This window comes from Nocardia thraciensis (genome assembly GCF_054782435.1).
The window spans coordinates 37964-52615 of record NZ_BAAGSM010000039.1; the positions used below are offsets into that span (position 1 = coordinate 37964).

Here is a 14652-nt window from a genome sequence, read left to right on the forward strand (position 1 = left end):
GTAGAAATTAGAACAAGTTCTAGAATAGGGTGGGTTGTCGTGCAGCTATGCGTTTCAGTGACCGTTGAACCGTCCGTGGCATCCGGCTCGGGAGGGGCTCGATGACCGGGCCGATCGTGATCGTCGGTGCGGGCCTGGCCGGGCTGCGCACCGCGGAGGAACTGCGCCGCGCCGGATATTCCGGGGAACTGACCCTGGTCGGCGACGAGGCGCGGCTGCCCTACGATCGGCCGCCGCTGTCGAAGCAGTTCGTGCGCGGCGAGACCGACGACACCACGTTGCGGCCCGCCGAGTTCTTCGCCGACAAGGACATCGAGCTGCGCCTGGGCACCGGCGCCGCGGGCGTGGACACCGCCGCGCGCCGGGTGCTGCTCGCCGGCGGCTCGGAGATTTCCTACGGACAGCTGATCATCGCGACCGGATTGCGGCCCAGGCGGATTCCGGGGCTTCCGGAGGCGTCCGGCGTGCATGTGCTGCGGCGGCACGAGGATGCGGCGGCGCTGCGTGGCGCGGTGGCCGGTGCGGCGCGGGCGTTGGTGGTGGGCGCCGGGTTCATCGGCTGCGAGGTGGCGGCCAGCCTGCGGGCCTGCGGCCTGGACGTGGCGCTGGTGGAGCCGCAGCCGACGCCGCTGGCCGCCGCGCTCGGCGAGCAGGTGGGCGGGCTCGTCGCGCGCCTGCACCGGGCCGAGGGTGTCGATGTGCGGTGCGGGGTCGGGCTGGATTCGCTTGTCGTCGAGGATGATTCGGTGCGTGGTGCGCGGCTGTCGGACGGCAGCGAGGTGGCGGCCGAGTTGGTGGTTATCGGTGTCGGCTCGGTGCCGGTGACCGACTGGCTCGCCGAGTCCGGCATCCCGCTCGCCGAGCCGGGCGTCGGCGGCGGAGTGCTCGCCGACGATGTGGGCCGCACCGCGGTCGAGGGCGTCTGGGCCGTCGGGGATGTGGCGGCCTGGCGGCACGAGACCGGCGGACACCGGCGCGTCGAACACTGGACCAACGCGGGCGAACAGGCCCAATTGCTGGCGTGCGCGCTGCTGGGCGCCGAACCGCCGTCCGCCGCCCGGGTCCCCTACGTGTGGAGCGATCAGTACAGCCTCAAGATCCAGGTGCTCGGCACTCCCGCCGCCGCCGACGAGGTCCGCGTCCTGGACGACGACGGCCGCAAATTCCTCGCCCACTATTTCTCCGACGGCGTCCTGACCGCAGTCGTCGGCGCGGGCAAGACCGGCGCCGTCATGAAAATGCGCGCCCAACTGTCCGGCGCCACCCCCGTGCACTGAGACCCGGCACACAACTTCCCGCACCCTCCGCACGTTCCCGCACCCGCTGCGGCCTTTGTAGAGGGTGCGGGAACAAGTGCCGGGTGCGCGAATGTGGTCGACGGTCGGTGGGTGGGGCGTGGGGTGGTGCGGGGCGCGAATACAGTTGGCGGGGTGATCGTCGCGCTCATCGATTCCGGACTGGGGATGCTGCCCACCGGGGCGTGGCTGCGGAAGCTGCGGCCCGATCTGGATCTGCTGCTGCAGACCGACCCCGACGGCGCCCCGTGGGGGCCGAAGCCGGAGCAGTGGGTCGTGGACAGAGTGCTGGGGGCCGCGCGGCGCGCGCTGGAGTCGGGCGCGGAGGTGATCGTGCTCCCGTGCAATACCGCCAGCGTGACCGCGCTGGAGCAGGTGCGGGTCGAGGTGGGTCCGGAGGTTCCGGTGATCGGAACGGTCCCGGCCATCAAGCCCGCGGCCGCGGCCTGCCGGAAGGTGGCGGTCTGGGCGACGGCGGCGACCACCGCCAGCCGATACCAGGCCGATCTGATCGCGCGGTTCGGCGGGGATGCCGAGGTGACCGGGGTCGCGTGCCACGGGCTGGCCGACGCCATCGACCGCGGCGACCTGCCCGCGATCGAGGCGGCGATCGTGCGGGCCACCGAGCGCACCCCGCCGGGCACCGAGGGCGTGGTGCTCGGCTGCACCCACTACCCGCTGGTGCTGGATGCGATCGTCGCCACGCTCCCCGACTCGGTGCGGCTGTTCGACAGTGCGGAAGCCGTTGCCGCGCAGACGCTTCGGCGCATCGACGCGCTCGGCCGACCGAGCGGCGGTGCGGGCGCTGTCACGGTGCTGAACAGCGGCCGCCCGGGTGCGCTGCCGTCGGCCGCCGCCGCCTACGAGTCGGGCCGAATCCTGGGCGCCACGGCCTTCCAGGCTGCCGACGCGGGCTGATCGCGGGGCAACCGGATCGCCATGTCATTTCCGGCGCGCTGCGGCCGGAATCCCGGCCAAGAGCACGCCGGGAACGACATTGTTCGGCAGCCGGGAACGACGTGCTGGGGCCGGAGTGAGGTGGCTGGAAGACGGCTTACGGGAACACCGGCGATACTGACGGTGGATGGTCTTCCACTCCTAGCGGGAGGTGCGGTGGGCGGTAAGGATGCGGGCGCGGGTGGTGCGGTCGTCGGAACTTCGATGACCGCGGCGGCGGTGCGGGCCGCGCTGGCCGAGGTGGCGGACGCGGATGATGCGGTGCAGCTGCAGCGGTTCTTCAAGACCGGGCCCGGGGAGTACGGCGAGGGGGACGTGTTCATCGGCGTGCGGGTGCCGCGGACCCGGGCAGTGGTGAAGCGGTTTGCGGCGCTGCCGCTTTCGGAAGTCGACGCGCTGCTCGACAGCGCGGTTCACGAACATCGGCTGGCGGGTCTGGTCGTGCTGAACGCCGCCATGGCGCGGGCCATGAAGCCCCGAACCAATGACGTTGCGGCGCAGGAGAAGATCGTCGACCTGTACCTGGCGGCCGTGCGTCGAGGGCGGGTGAACAACTGGGACCTGGTCGACGTCTCGGCGGAGAACGTGCTGGGGCCCTGGCTGCTGGACCGGCCCCGAGATCTGCTTTTCCAGCTGGCACAGCAGGATTCGCTGTGGGAGAGGCGGGTGGCTCTGCTGTCCACCTTCGCCTTCATCAAGGCGGGCGACGCCTCGACCACCCTCGACCTGTGCGAGCGGCTGCTCACCGACCGCCGCGACCTGATCCAGAAGGCCGTCGGCTGGATGCTGCGCGAGGTAGGCAAGCGCATCGACCGCGCCCACCTGACCACCTTCCTCGACCACCACGCCCCCGAGATGGGCCGCACCGCCCTGAGCTACGCCACCGAGCACCTGAAACCCGAAGCGCGGCAACACTATCGAGAGCTGCGATAGCCGCTCAGAACTGGATCTTGAGGTGGTCGGTGACCGGGTGGGCCTGGCAGCCGAGGATGTAGCCCGCCTCGATGTCCTCGGGGTCTAGGATTTCGGCGTTGTCCATCTCCACCTTGCCCTCGAGGACGGTGCAGGCGCAGGATCCGCACTCGCCCTCCTGGCAGGAGTACGGGACGTCGAGGCCCTTGGAGAGCATGATGTCCACCAGGGTCTGCTTGCGGGGCCAGCTGAGGTTGTGGGTCTCGCCGTCGAGTTCCACCTCGACGGTGGCGGCGTCGGCCTGCTCCTCCTCGCTCACCTCGACCGGCGCCGCATCGGCGAAGGGGTCCCCGGCGAGGGAGTTGAAGATCTCCGCGTGCGTCCGGTTGCGCGGGACCTCGAGCTGGGCCAGCGCGTCGTGCACGCGGTCCATGAAGGCCTTCGGGCCGCACATGAAGGCGCGGCGCTCGGTATAGGGCGCGGCGACGGCGGCCAGCCCCTCGACGCTCGGGAGGCCCTGCAGCGTCTCCAGCCAGTGCACGACGACCAGCCGCTGCGGATGCTTCTCGGCCAGCTCTCGCAGTTCGCCGGCGAAGATGACCGATTCGGGGTCGCGGTTGGCGTAGACGAGCACGATGCGGCCGCTGCCCCGCGCCAGCGCCGACTTCAGGATCGACATCACCGGCGTGATGCCGCTGCCGGCGGCGAACAGTTGCAGGTCCTCGTCGAGGTCCTTGGGCGTGAAAACCCCTGAGGGCGGCAGCACTTCGAGCTCGTCCCCGGCCTTGACGTTGTCGCACACCCAGTTCGAGGCGTACCCGTCGACCGTGCGCTTGACCGTCACCTTCGGCCGGTCGTCGGTATGCGGCGAACTCGCCAGCGAGTAGCACCGCGCCACCGATCCGGTCCGGTCGCTGGGGATGCGCAGGGTGAGGAACTGGCCCGGCTGGTAGGTGAACCGTTCCCGCAAGTCCTCGGGCACATCGAAGACCAGCGAGCAGGCATCGCCCGTTTCGGCGATGACCGCGGAGACCCGCAGCACGGCCGATCGTGAGCTGTGCGGTACTTCGACAGTGGTCATGGTGTCCTCTCGCGCCTGGCAGTCGGAGCCGCCGAAACTAGAACGTGTTCTAGTTTCATAGTACGTGGCCGCCCCGCTGCCGGACAAGCTGGGCCTCCAGCCCCGCCACCAGCACCTCCATGCCGAAGTCGTAGGTGTACTTGCCGCGCAGGTCGCCGATGTGGCGCACGGCACGCGCCACCGCGTCCGGCAGCTGCGCGTCGGTGAGCGCCGAACGGTCGCGCGGATTCACCCGGGCGCGCCCGAACAGATAGGTGTGGATGGTGGCGTAGGCGGCCAGCACATTGCGGTCGTCGAAACCCGCGTCGAAGAGGATCTCCATCACCGCGGCGATCAGATCGAGCTGTTTGCCGAGCATCTGCTCGATGAGCACGTCGCCGAGACCCGGATGCTTGCGCAGTTTTTCGTCGATCTGATCGATGAGATCGCGCAGGCGATGTTGCCAGGGCCCGGCCTCCGGCGGTGGTTTGCGGACTCCGGTCAGGGCCGCGGAGGCGACGAGATCGAGCAGTTCGCGTTTGTCGGCGACGTAGTAGTACGGAGCCATCGGCGAGACGCCGAGTTCGCGGGACAGCCTGCGCATGGACAGCTTTTCCACGCCGTCCTCGCGCACCACCCGCAGCGCGGCCTCGACGATCTCCGATTCGGAGAGTGTTTGATTGGGGCCGCTCCCAGGTCCTCCGTGGTTACGCAAGCTCCCGCCTCGATGTTTCATGACGACGGCCGTCCGTCATCTGCTGTTCGTTCAACCTGCCGATACTCCCGCAGTCTAGAACGCATGCGGAAGCGCGGGCCGGTGTGTGTGCGACGGCACCGCGCGGCGCATCGCTGCGGTCGCAATGCTGCATTAGCCAATGGTGAACTGCACACGGGCCGAAGGTGTTCTGTGTCACGCCGGAGTGTCGATTGCCAATTGATTGCCAGCAACTTCGGAGAATTGCTGCCCGGTCGTGTGCGGGTGGATCCGCGGACGGCCCCGGTATTCGTATCCATTTCCCTCCGTTTTTTTCGACACGGGATGACCGAATGCCGATCAGCGCATAGCATCCCTGGAATGCGCCATGATCGACTGCCCGATGGGTTCGGGGTACGTATCGATCCGCGGGTGCGCACCTACTCCGGTGGGCGGTTCCTCGTCGGTGGCTCGCCGACGAGGTTGCTGCGACTTGCGCCGGAGGCGGCCGCCCTGATCGGTGACGGGTTTCTCGAGGTGACGGATCCGACCTCGGCGGGAGTTGCCAGACGGCTGCTCGATTCCGGTGTGGCCAACCCGCGGCCGCGCCTGCTGCCCGCGCCCGAGGATGTCACCGTGGTGATTCCGCACTGCAACGACGCGGCCGGGCTGGAGCGGCTGCTGGGCACGTTGCGCGGGCACAGCGTGGTGGTGGTCGACGACGGCTCGGACCGCCCGGTGCCGATCCCGCGCACCCGCGGCCGCTGCCGGGTGACGGTGCTGCGCCACGACCGCCGCCACGGCCCGGCGGCGGCACGCAACGCGGGACTGCGCGCGGCCACAACCGAATTCGTGGCCTTCCTGGACTCCGACGTGGTGCCCAAGGCGGGCTGGCTCGAGGTGATGCTGGGGCATTTCAGCGATCCCGAGGTGGCGCTGGTGGCGCCCCGCATCGTCACGCGCGATCCGGACTCCACGGTGCTGAGCCGGTACGAGCAGACCCGTTCGACGCTCGACCACGGCCGTCGCGAGGCAGCGGTGACCTCGCGCGGCGCGGTCTCGCACGTGCCGGGCGCGGCGCTGCTGGTGCGGCGGCGGGCGCTGTTGGCCGAGGGCGGATTCGACGAGGAGATGCGTTCGGCCGCGGATATCGATCTGTGCTGGCGGCTGGAGCGGGCGGGCTGGCGGCTGCGCTACGAACCGGCCGCGCACGTCGCCTGCGACCATCCGGTGTCGTTCGGAAAATGGTTCGGGGGCAAGGTCTCTCACGGTGCCGGTGCGGCGCCGCTGGCCCGCCGGCACGTCGGGATGGTGGCGCCGCTGTCGGTGCCGTTCTGGACGGTGGTGGCCACGGCGCTGCTGGCGACCGCCTCCCGCTGGGGCGTGCTGGGCGGCGTGGCCACGCTGGCCGCGGCGCTGGTGCGGCTGCGCCGGGTCTTCGCGGAACTCGACAACCCGACCCGGGTGGCCGCGATCCAGTTGGCGCGCGGCTTCTCCGGCGGGGTGTGGCGGATCGTGTCGGCGCTGTGCCGCCACTATTGGCCCGTCACCGTGCTGGCGATGGTGGCGTCGCCGCGCATTCGGCGCCTGGCGTTCACCATGGCGGTCGCCGACGGACTCGCCGATTGGTTCACCCATCGCGACGCGGGCGGGCTGGATCCGGTGCGGTATCTGATCTGCAAGCGGCTCGACGATCTCGCGTACGGCACCGGCCTGTGGTGGGGCGCCGCCCGAGCCCGCAATGTCGCCGCCCTGCGGCCCGCGGTGCCGCCGCACTGACCGCGCACCCGGTACAGTCCGGTACCGGAAAGAAAGGTGCATGGTCAGCAAACTCGCCGGTGGCGCTGCCACGCAACAGGACACGCGGCCCGAGGCTCGGCTCGGCGCCCTGGAAACCCATGCTGCCCAGGCGCATCGATACCTCGAGGAGGGCGGTGAGCAGCTGCGTCGGCTGCCGGGCCTGCTGCGGCCGCTGATCCTGGACGCCTGGCTGCGCAGCGTGCGCGACGGTGTCGACCCCGCCGCGGCACTCGATGCCCGCGGCCTGCGCGACGCCGATCTGCGACGCTATCGCGACGGGCACGCGATGGCGGCGGTGCTGCCGCTGGTGCGCAAGCTGCTGCTGCAGGACGCCGCGAGCACCGGTCTGACCGTCGTGGTCGCCGATCAATACGGCCGGGCGCTGTGGGTGCTCGGCAACCCGAATCGGATTGCGGCGGTGGCGGAGTCGGGGCTGCGCGAGGGCGACGACCTCAGCGAGCGCCGCATCGGCGCCAACGCGGTGGGACTCGTGGTCCGCACCGGCCGGGCGACCTGGATCCACGGCCCCGAACACGTGCTGCGCCGGATGCATAGGATCACGGGAGCGGCCGCGCCCGTGCGTGATCCGCACGGGCGACTGGTCGGCGTGCTGATGGTCGCGGGCGGAGTTCGGGTGGCACAACCGGAGATTCTCGCGCTGGTGAAGGCGACGGCGACCGCGGCGGAGCTGGAGTTGCTGCTGGCCGCGATGCGCGCCGAGCAAGAGCCGGATCGCGCTGCGCCCGTGGCGGATTCGTCCGGAGCCCGGCGCCCGGGCCGATTGCTGCTGGAACTGCTCGGGCTGGGGCAGCCGCGGCTGCACACGCCCGGCGGCCGAATCGCGCTGTCGCAGCGGCACGCCGAGATCCTGCTGCTGCTGTCCGAACATCGCGCGGGCCTATCGTCCGATCATCTGGCGCTGCTGCTGGACGACGCCGATCTCGACGGCGCCACCATCCGCGCGGCGATGTCGCGGCTGCGCGGGGTGGTCGGGTCCGAGGTATTCGGTTCGCGCCCGTATCGGCTGCGGGTGGTCGTCGGCACGGATGTCGCCGCGCTGCGGGCCGCCCTCGATGCCGGCGAGGTGGAGGCCGCGGTGCGGTCGTACACCGGGCCGGTGCTGCCGCGTTCCGGTGCGCCGGGAGTGATGGACATTCGCGAGGAGTTGCGGGTGCGGCTGCGCGCCGCTGTGCTGGACTCCAGCGATCCGGCCGTGCTGGCCCGCTGGACCAGCGGCCCCGACGGCCGCGACGATGCCGCGGCCTGGCTGGCCTATCGCGCTGTCGTGGAACGGGATTGCGAGCTGTACGCGCAGATCGAGGCCAAGATCCGGCTGCTGGACCGGCGGGCGGCCGCCGATCCGATCCGGGCGCGGCACTTCGGCGCCTAGACAGCTTTCGACCGGCTAACTGCCGGGTTTGTCGGCATGAGCGAGTAGGGTGAACACCGGAGTGGCCGAGTTCGACCTTCAAGTTCGGCCGTCCGAGGCATCGTCGGTGCTGGTCCCGGGGAAGGTCCAGCACCGACGAAGCTCTCGGATTGTGCGGCTACGGCTCGCATTACAGCAACTCCTGTGACATCGCGAAACATCTGGCGGAGTGGATCGTGATCGGCAATCCCAGGGGAGGGTTCAGGCATGAGTCTTCAGCAACGCGGAGACGCTTCGCCGCGGCTGCGGCACTCCTCGCGGGGGTACTGGTTGGCCCTGTATGGCCGACAGGAGGAACGGGAATCAGCTGGGAAGGTACGGCCCGCCCCCTCGTACCCGGACATCCGGTGTCGCTGGCGGATGAGCTGTGGTGAGAGTTCACATTCCCGCACCCTGTGCATGCTCCCGCACCCCGTACAAGCGTTGTAGAGGGTGCGAGAACGGGTGCGGGGTGCGGGAGTTGAGGCTCTGCCGACCGGTAGGCGCGTGTCACGGGCCCTGGTCAACTCCTGTGCTGTCCGGCTCTTTCTCGTATCTCCGATGATTGGTTCGTGCCGCATGTGCGACAGAGTTGTGGATCGCCCTCGGATGCGGTGTCGGTGCCAGGGTGTTCGGTGGCGGGTGCGTGCCGGGGGCGCACCAGTCGCCAGCACTCGCGGCAGCGCGGTTGATCTATGACGCCGTCCGCAATTGCCCGCAGCGCGGTCACGGCCCCATTTCCCTGTCCGCTCAGCCAGACCCCCGCGAAGATGCCGTGCTGTTCGCCGATCTGAACCGTGTGGTGGGCGCATTCGGTGATGACCGGGCAGTCCCGGCAATAGGAAAGCGCCGGTCCCGGGTCGCCTTTCGGCGCCGGTGGCGGATAGAACAAGCCTGGCGGAACGTTTCGGCAAGCGGCGTTGCGTCGCCAATGCATGGCGTTCTCCTCGGGCTGGGACAGCTGTGACCGATGTGGTGTCTTGTTTACAAATGCGTACTCGTGGTGTCAAGGCGGGTCCGCAGGTTAAGGGCCATTCCGAAGACTGCGGGTAAAATCGAGGGCTGGTTATCGTCATACTGACGATTACAATCGCGTTCATGGGCAACGCTTTTCGCCTCAACGCCGCGGTCGCGGTGGAGTTGGTCGTGCTGACCCTCGGCGCGCGCAGGGCGACCAACGACACGCTCTGTGCGTTGCTGGTGCAGCGGCTGTTCGCCCCTTATCGCGGAAGATGGGCCCTGCCCGGGGGATTCGTGCAGCAGGACGAGAGCCTCTCGGCGGCGGCGGTGCGGGTATTGCGGGAGGAGACGGGGATTCGCGCCGACCGGCTGCACCTCGAACAGCTGGCCACCTACGGTGAACCGGGCCGGGATCCGCGCGGGAGGGTGATCAGCACCGCCTATCTGGCGTTGGTCCCCAACCTGCCCGCCCCGCACGCCGGGCCCGAGGCGTCGTCGGCCGCGATCTGGTCGGTGGAGGAACTGTTGGCGGATCGGGGGCGGGTGGCCTTCGATCATCGCCGGATTCTCGCCGACGGCGTGGAGCGCGCCCGAGCCAAGGTCGAGTACACGCCGTTGGCGACGGCGTTCTGCGCGGCCGAGTTCACCGTCGCCGAGCTGCGCCGGGTGTACGAGGTGGTGTGGGGGACCAGCATCGACCCGCGGAACTTTCACAGAAAGGTCACCAGCACACCGGGATTCGTGGAGCCGACCGGGCGGACCACGGTCGGTGGCGGCCGCCCGGCCCAGCTCTTCCGGGCCGGTCCCGCTCGGGTGCTGCACCCGCCGATGTTGCGCCCCAATTGAATCGACGGCGGTTTTCAGCGCGGTTGCGGGCGTCCGAACAGGATGGTCTCCATCAGGCTGGAGACCTTGTCCTGCGGGCAGATGTGCTCGTCGTTGCCGAACACCCGGCCCAGGTCTACGACCAGTCCGAAGGCCGCCTGCACCAGCACGCGCGCCTGTGCCTCGGACAGCTCCGGCCTGACCTCGATCAGCAGCTTCACCCATTCGGCGACGATGAGCCGCTGGATATTTCGCAGCATCGTGCGCTCCTCGGCCGCCACATGGCCGAATTCGGCGTAGTACACGAACGTCAGCTCGCGCTCGGCGAACGAGCCCGCGACGTAGAGGTCGATCAGCTTGGTCAGCGCCTCGGCGGCCGTCTTCGACGAGGCCACCGCCGGTCCGATCGCACCGGACATCCGATCGGCCGCCCGCCGGAACGCCGCGGCGAGCAGGTCGCTCTTGCTGCGGTAGTAGCGATACACCGCCGAGGCCGCCGACAGCTCCGCGGCCATGGCGATGTCCTCCACGCTGACGTTGGGATAACCGCGCGCGTGGAAAAGTTCGATGGCCTTCTCGAGCAGCACCTCGTGCTTGAACGACTGCGGGATCTCCACCGCGCGCGGCGGCGGCGCGGGCGCCTCCGGGGCCGGGAGGTCGGCCCGGACCACCGACCATGCCGCCGAATTCAGCACGGACGACATGGATTTCACGGGCAGGGTGGCGTGGTGGTCGCCGATGCTGCTGGTCACGCTGAACACCGCCACCGCGCGGACGAGCCTGTCCCGGCGGGGCAGTTCGGGGCGCAGGTCGCCGATCTGGTCGCGCAGGGTGGTGATCGCGGCGCCGAACTGGTCGTCGAGCGTCGCGCGGTCGGTCTCGTCGAGGTAGCGGCCCTCCCAGCGGGCCAGCGCGACCGTCTGGCGGTTGGCGATGATATCGGCGATCACCGTGTCGAAGACGTGACGGAGGCGCTGCTCGGGAGTCCAGTCCGCGGCCTCGGCGGGCAGGGTGACGGCGGCGACGGTGGCCGCGCCCAGGCGCAGCAACTCCTCGCGGAACAGCGCGTACTTGCTCGGGTAGTGCCGGTACAGGGCGGCGGAGGAGATGCCGAGGCGGGAGGCGATGTCCTCCATGCTGACGCCGTGGTAGCCGAGCGATCCGAACGCCGCGGCCGAGGTCGCCGCGATCTGTGCCCGCCGGTTCTTCGGACGGCGGCGGATCACCCGCTCCGCGGATTTTGTTGTCGGCTGTTCTGCCTGGGGCGCGGTGCCGCGCTGTCCTCGGCTCAAGGTTTCGGCCTGTCTCTCTGAGGCAGCGCGTCGGGCCGGGTTCCGGGAGACACGCTCGGGCTGCGGGACGCCGTCGCGTGCGGTCGGCATGCCGCGGCGTTCCTCGACATTCATGGATGCCATGGTAGCTACCAGGCGATTTGCCACCGGTCTGTGTTACGGGCGGTTTCGGATGACACGTGGCTTCCGCCACTCTGTGGCGCCCGCCTGCACGCCCGCGACGTACCGGTCCAGGTCTTCGCGTCGGAGGTGGCGGAAGGCGCTCATCTGAACCGGGTTTGGCCGGAATTATGATGCGGTGCAACACTTGTCCGCGATCGAAACCGACTCGCGGTATCGAAATCGCATCGGTTCGTGGCGATTGCCTGGTTCGGTGCGGGACTCGCGCCGTAGGCTGCGCTGCGAACCTTACACAGCCCCCGAACGGAGTACCGATGCGCACGGTGGACCTGGAACGCACTATCCAGGCGCCAGTCGTCGACGTCTTCGACTGGCTCACCGATGCCACCAACTTCCAGCGGACGCCCGTGGTTCGGCGGGTCACTCTGGTGCGTCCGGGCAATGTCTCCGAACACGGGACCGGGGCGGTGCGGCTGCTGGTCACGCCGCTGCTGCGGGTCACCGAGGAGATCGTCGAATACGACCCGCCGCGGCTGCTGCGCTACCGGGCGCTGACGACCTTTCCGCCGATGCGTTCGCAGGACGGCGTCATCGTCTTCGAGGAGGTCGATGGCGGGACCCGGGTGCGGTGGCATGCGCAATTCGAGGTTGCCGCACCGCTGTTCTCGGATCTCTACACCCTCACGCTCGCTCCGTTGGTCGTACTCGGGATTCACTCTGTGCTCTCGACGGCCGAACGCGAACTGCGCCGCTAGCCCGAACCCTCTGGGCTACATGAGTTTTCGTGCGAAGTAGGTATATCGCAGCGCGGTGATCGTGGCCTGCTCGTCGATGGTGGTGCTGCCGCGGTGCCCGCCGACGGACGGCTCGTAGAACAGGTACGGGGCGCCGAGCGAGGCCAGTTTCGCCGCGAACTTGCGTGCGTGCTGCGGGCCGACCCGGTCGTCCTTGGTGGTGGTCCAGACGAACGGTTCCGGATACCGCACGCCCTTCTTCAGTTGCTGATAGGGCGAGACGGATTCGAGGAAGGCGCGCTCGTCGGGGTTGGCGACGCTGCCGTACTCGCCGACCCACGAGGCGCCCGCGGCGATCTGCTCGTACCGCAGCATGTCCAGCAGGGGCACGCCGATGTCCACCGCGTTCCACAGCTCGGGGCGCTGGGTGAATTCGACGCCCATGAGCAGCCCCCCGTTCGAGCGGCCGGTGATCCCCAGGCGCTGTGGCGTGGTGATCTCGCAGTCGACGAGATCGGTTCCCACGGCGGCGAAGTCGTCGAAGGCGCGCTGGCGGTGGGTCTTCAGTGCCGCCTCGTGCCAGGCGGGGCCGAACTCGCCGCCGCCGCGGATATTGGCCATGGCGAGCACGCCGCCACGATCGAGCCACAGCTTGCCGAGGGTGCCGTCGTAATGCGGGGTCTGGGGCACGCCGAAGCCGCCGTACGCGGTCAGGACGGTGGGGTTCGACCCGTCGAGTTTCATATCGGCGCGGTGGACGACGAAGTACGGCACGACCGTGCCGTCGGGGGAGGTGGCGTGCCGCTGTTCGACCACATAGGGCGACGGATCGAATTGCGGTGGTGAGCTTTTCGAGGCGGTGGCCACGGCGGTGGTGGTGTCGAGGCGCCAGAGGGCCGGTGGCGTCAGGAAGGACTCGAGCTTCAGGTAGGCCAGGGCGCCGTGGGTATCGGTCGCCGCGGTGCTGATCGAGGAGTTGTCCGGCAGTGCCACCGGGGCGGCCCGCCAGCCGCCGTCGGGTTGCGGGCTGTACACCGCGACCTGCGCGCGCACGTCGTGCAGCGAGGTGACGACGACGCCGGTCCTGGTGGTGGACGCCTCCTGCAGGCTGTCCCGTGGGCCCGGGGTGTAGACCGCGGTGGGTCGCAGCCGCTCGGGATCCCTTGCCAGCGCTTCGGCATCCAGCGAGACCAGCGATCCCGCGGGGAAGTTCGCGCCCCCGGTCTCCCACGATTGATCCAGTCGGACCAGCAGGCGATTGCCGACCAGGCCGACCGGTTCCGACTTCGCGGGCAGGGCGAGCGGCCGGTTCGCCGCGGCGGCGAGGGTGTACTGGTGGTCGAAGAACGAGCGGGCGCGGGCCACCAGCGCCAGGCGGTGGCCGTCGCCGTCGGCGAGCACCATCGGCATCGCCCGCATATCGGCCTGGTCGCCGCGGGCGATCTCGGTGGTCTCCGCGAGGGCACGGCCGCGATGCCAGCTCTTGACGATGTAGGGATAGCCCGAGGTCGTCAGCTCGCCCGGCTGCCACTCCCGCGATACCAGCAGCGTGTTGTCGTCGGCCCAGTTCACCAGCTGCTTGCCGCGCGGCAGCACGAACCCGTCGGAAACGAATCGGCCGGTGCGCGTGTCGAATTCGCGGAAGGTCGAGGCGTCCTCGCCGCCCTCGGACAGCGAGATCAGGCAGTGTGACTCGGTGACCGGTGAACAGCCGACGCCCTGCCACACCCAGTCCTTGCCCTCGGACTTCGCGAGCGCGTCGAGGTCCAGTACGGTCACCCAATTCGGCTGGGCCGCCTCGTAATCGGACACCGACGTCTTGCGCCAGATACCGCGGCCGTGCGTGCCGTCCTGCCAGAAGTTGTAGACCTCGCCGTCGATGATCGTCGGCTCCGGCAGGCGGTCCGGGGACCTGCCCACCTGCTGGGCGCCCTCCAGATTCGCCGGATATCGCGGATCCTGTTGCAGGACACCGAGGGTCTTGGCGTTCTCGGATTCGACCCAGGCGGCGGCCCGGGGGCTGTCGACCTCCTCCAGCCACCGGAACTCGTCCTCGGCGGTGGCGGAACCACCGCACGCGGTCAGCAGCGCCGCGGCCAATGCCGGTGCGGCCCACCGTGCGATCCTCGAACCCTGCCGTGCCATGCGCCCTCCCCGAGATCAGCCGACCTCCCGAGTAAACCACGGTGGGGCGACAGGTCGGGGGAGGACAGCATCGGGGCCGAGACCGGGTCGGTCAGGGGAGAACCTGCGGGACCACGTCCGGGTTGGTGGCGCCGACCAGCGCGCCGATCAGGCCGCCGAGGATCGGGCCGCCGGAACCGGTGAAGAAGCCCACCGCCGAACCGATCGCCGCACCCGCGGCGGCGCCGTTCAGCACCGGGTCCGGGTACTGGGCGTTGGGGTTGGTGGTGATGTCCTCGGTCAGCGGGATGCCCGCGACGGGCGTGGCCTGCGGGGCTTCGGCGGAGGCGCCGCCGGCGAAGACGGCCACGGCGGCCAGCGGCAGGGCGGTCACGGTGAACGCCTTGACCAGGGTGTTGCGAATCATTCTCTTCCTTTACCTTCCAGCCCTCGGCGAGTTCGAGGGCACTA

Annotated in this window: 13 protein-coding genes; 7 read left to right on the forward strand and 6 right to left on the reverse strand. The window is 69.6% G+C overall.

From position 1 onward, the window contains the following. Window positions 1–101: 101 nt before the first annotated feature. From ACYVLQ_RS25205 to ACYVLQ_RS25215, 3 genes are all read left to right on the forward strand, one after another. Window positions 102–1277: an NAD(P)/FAD-dependent oxidoreductase gene (locus tag ACYVLQ_RS25205; protein ID WP_460699999.1), complete on the forward strand. Its 1176-nt coding sequence runs from the start codon at window positions 102–104 to the stop codon at window positions 1275–1277. 153 nt (window positions 1278–1430) lie between these two features. Continuing rightward, a complete protein-coding gene (locus ACYVLQ_RS25210) occupies window positions 1431–2213 on the forward strand; it encodes a glutamate racemase (RefSeq protein WP_460700000.1) in 783 nt (260 codons plus the stop codon). Between the two features lie 243 nt (window positions 2214–2456). Continuing rightward, complete coding sequence (locus tag ACYVLQ_RS25215; RefSeq protein ID WP_460700182.1) at window positions 2457–3185, forward strand: DNA alkylation repair protein; 729 nt, start codon at window positions 2457–2459, stop codon at window positions 3183–3185. A 4-nt stretch (window positions 3186–3189) separates the two neighbouring features. Here the strand turns inward: ACYVLQ_RS25215 and ACYVLQ_RS25220 are convergent, their stop codons facing one another. Together ACYVLQ_RS25220 and mftR2 are read right to left on the reverse strand one after the other, a co-directional pair. Continuing rightward, entirely contained in the window at window positions 3190–4245 is a 1056-nt protein-coding gene (locus ACYVLQ_RS25220) for a 2Fe-2S iron-sulfur cluster-binding protein (RefSeq protein ID WP_460700001.1), read from the reverse strand. Between the two features lie 55 nt (window positions 4246–4300). Continuing rightward, window positions 4301–4939 carry a mycofactocin system transcriptional regulator MftR2 gene (gene mftR2, locus ACYVLQ_RS25225; RefSeq protein ID WP_460700002.1) on the reverse strand — a complete coding sequence of 213 codons (639 nt, stop codon included), beginning with the start codon at window positions 4937–4939 and terminating at the stop codon, window positions 4301–4303. A 360-nt stretch (window positions 4940–5299) separates the two neighbouring features. On the opposite strand from mftR2, the gene mftF reads away from it, so the two are divergent. Together mftF and ACYVLQ_RS25235 are read left to right on the forward strand one after the other, a co-directional pair. Then, on the forward strand, window positions 5300–6697 hold the full coding sequence (gene mftF / locus ACYVLQ_RS25230) for a mycofactocin biosynthesis glycosyltransferase MftF (protein ID WP_460700003.1): 1398 nt from the start codon (window positions 5300–5302) through the stop codon (window positions 6695–6697). 40 nt (window positions 6698–6737) lie between these two features. Further along, complete coding sequence (locus ACYVLQ_RS25235) at window positions 6738–8108, forward strand: GAF domain-containing protein (RefSeq protein ID WP_460700004.1); 1371 nt, start codon at window positions 6738–6740, stop codon at window positions 8106–8108. A gap of 541 nt (window positions 8109–8649) precedes the next feature. Here the strand turns inward: ACYVLQ_RS25235 and ACYVLQ_RS25240 are convergent. Next, window positions 8650–9063, reverse strand: coding sequence for a WhiB family transcriptional regulator (locus ACYVLQ_RS25240; RefSeq protein WP_460700005.1), 414 nt, complete (start codon window positions 9061–9063; stop codon window positions 8650–8652). A 161-nt stretch (window positions 9064–9224) separates the two neighbouring features. Here ACYVLQ_RS25240 and ACYVLQ_RS25245 point away from each other — a divergent pair, with 161 nt between their 5' ends. Then, complete coding sequence (locus ACYVLQ_RS25245) at window positions 9225–9932, forward strand: NUDIX hydrolase (RefSeq protein WP_460700006.1); 708 nt, start codon at window positions 9225–9227, stop codon at window positions 9930–9932. A gap of 14 nt (window positions 9933–9946) precedes the next feature. On the opposite strand, the gene ACYVLQ_RS25250 is transcribed toward ACYVLQ_RS25245, so the two are convergent. Further along, on the reverse strand, window positions 9947–11203 hold the full coding sequence (locus ACYVLQ_RS25250) for a TetR/AcrR family transcriptional regulator (RefSeq protein ID WP_460700183.1): 1257 nt from the start codon (window positions 11201–11203) through the stop codon (window positions 9947–9949). A 434-nt stretch (window positions 11204–11637) separates the two neighbouring features. Here ACYVLQ_RS25250 and ACYVLQ_RS25255 point away from each other — a divergent pair, with 434 nt between their 5' ends. Continuing rightward, the gene (locus ACYVLQ_RS25255) at window positions 11638–12078 is read left to right on the forward strand and encodes an SRPBCC family protein (protein WP_460700007.1); all 441 of its coding nucleotides are present in this window, start codon (window positions 11638–11640) and stop codon (window positions 12076–12078) included. A gap of 15 nt (window positions 12079–12093) precedes the next feature. On the opposite strand, the gene ACYVLQ_RS25260 is transcribed toward ACYVLQ_RS25255, so the two are convergent. Both ACYVLQ_RS25260 and ACYVLQ_RS25265 read right to left on the reverse strand, forming a co-directional pair. Continuing rightward, the gene (locus ACYVLQ_RS25260) at window positions 12094–14202 is read right to left on the reverse strand and encodes a prolyl oligopeptidase family serine peptidase (RefSeq protein ID WP_460700008.1); all 2109 of its coding nucleotides are present in this window, start codon (window positions 14200–14202) and stop codon (window positions 12094–12096) included. Between the two features lie 91 nt (window positions 14203–14293). Then, on the reverse strand, window positions 14294–14608 hold the full coding sequence (locus tag ACYVLQ_RS25265) for a glycine zipper domain-containing protein (RefSeq protein WP_068015131.1): 315 nt from the start codon (window positions 14606–14608) through the stop codon (window positions 14294–14296). Window positions 14609–14652: the final 44 nt, after the last annotated feature.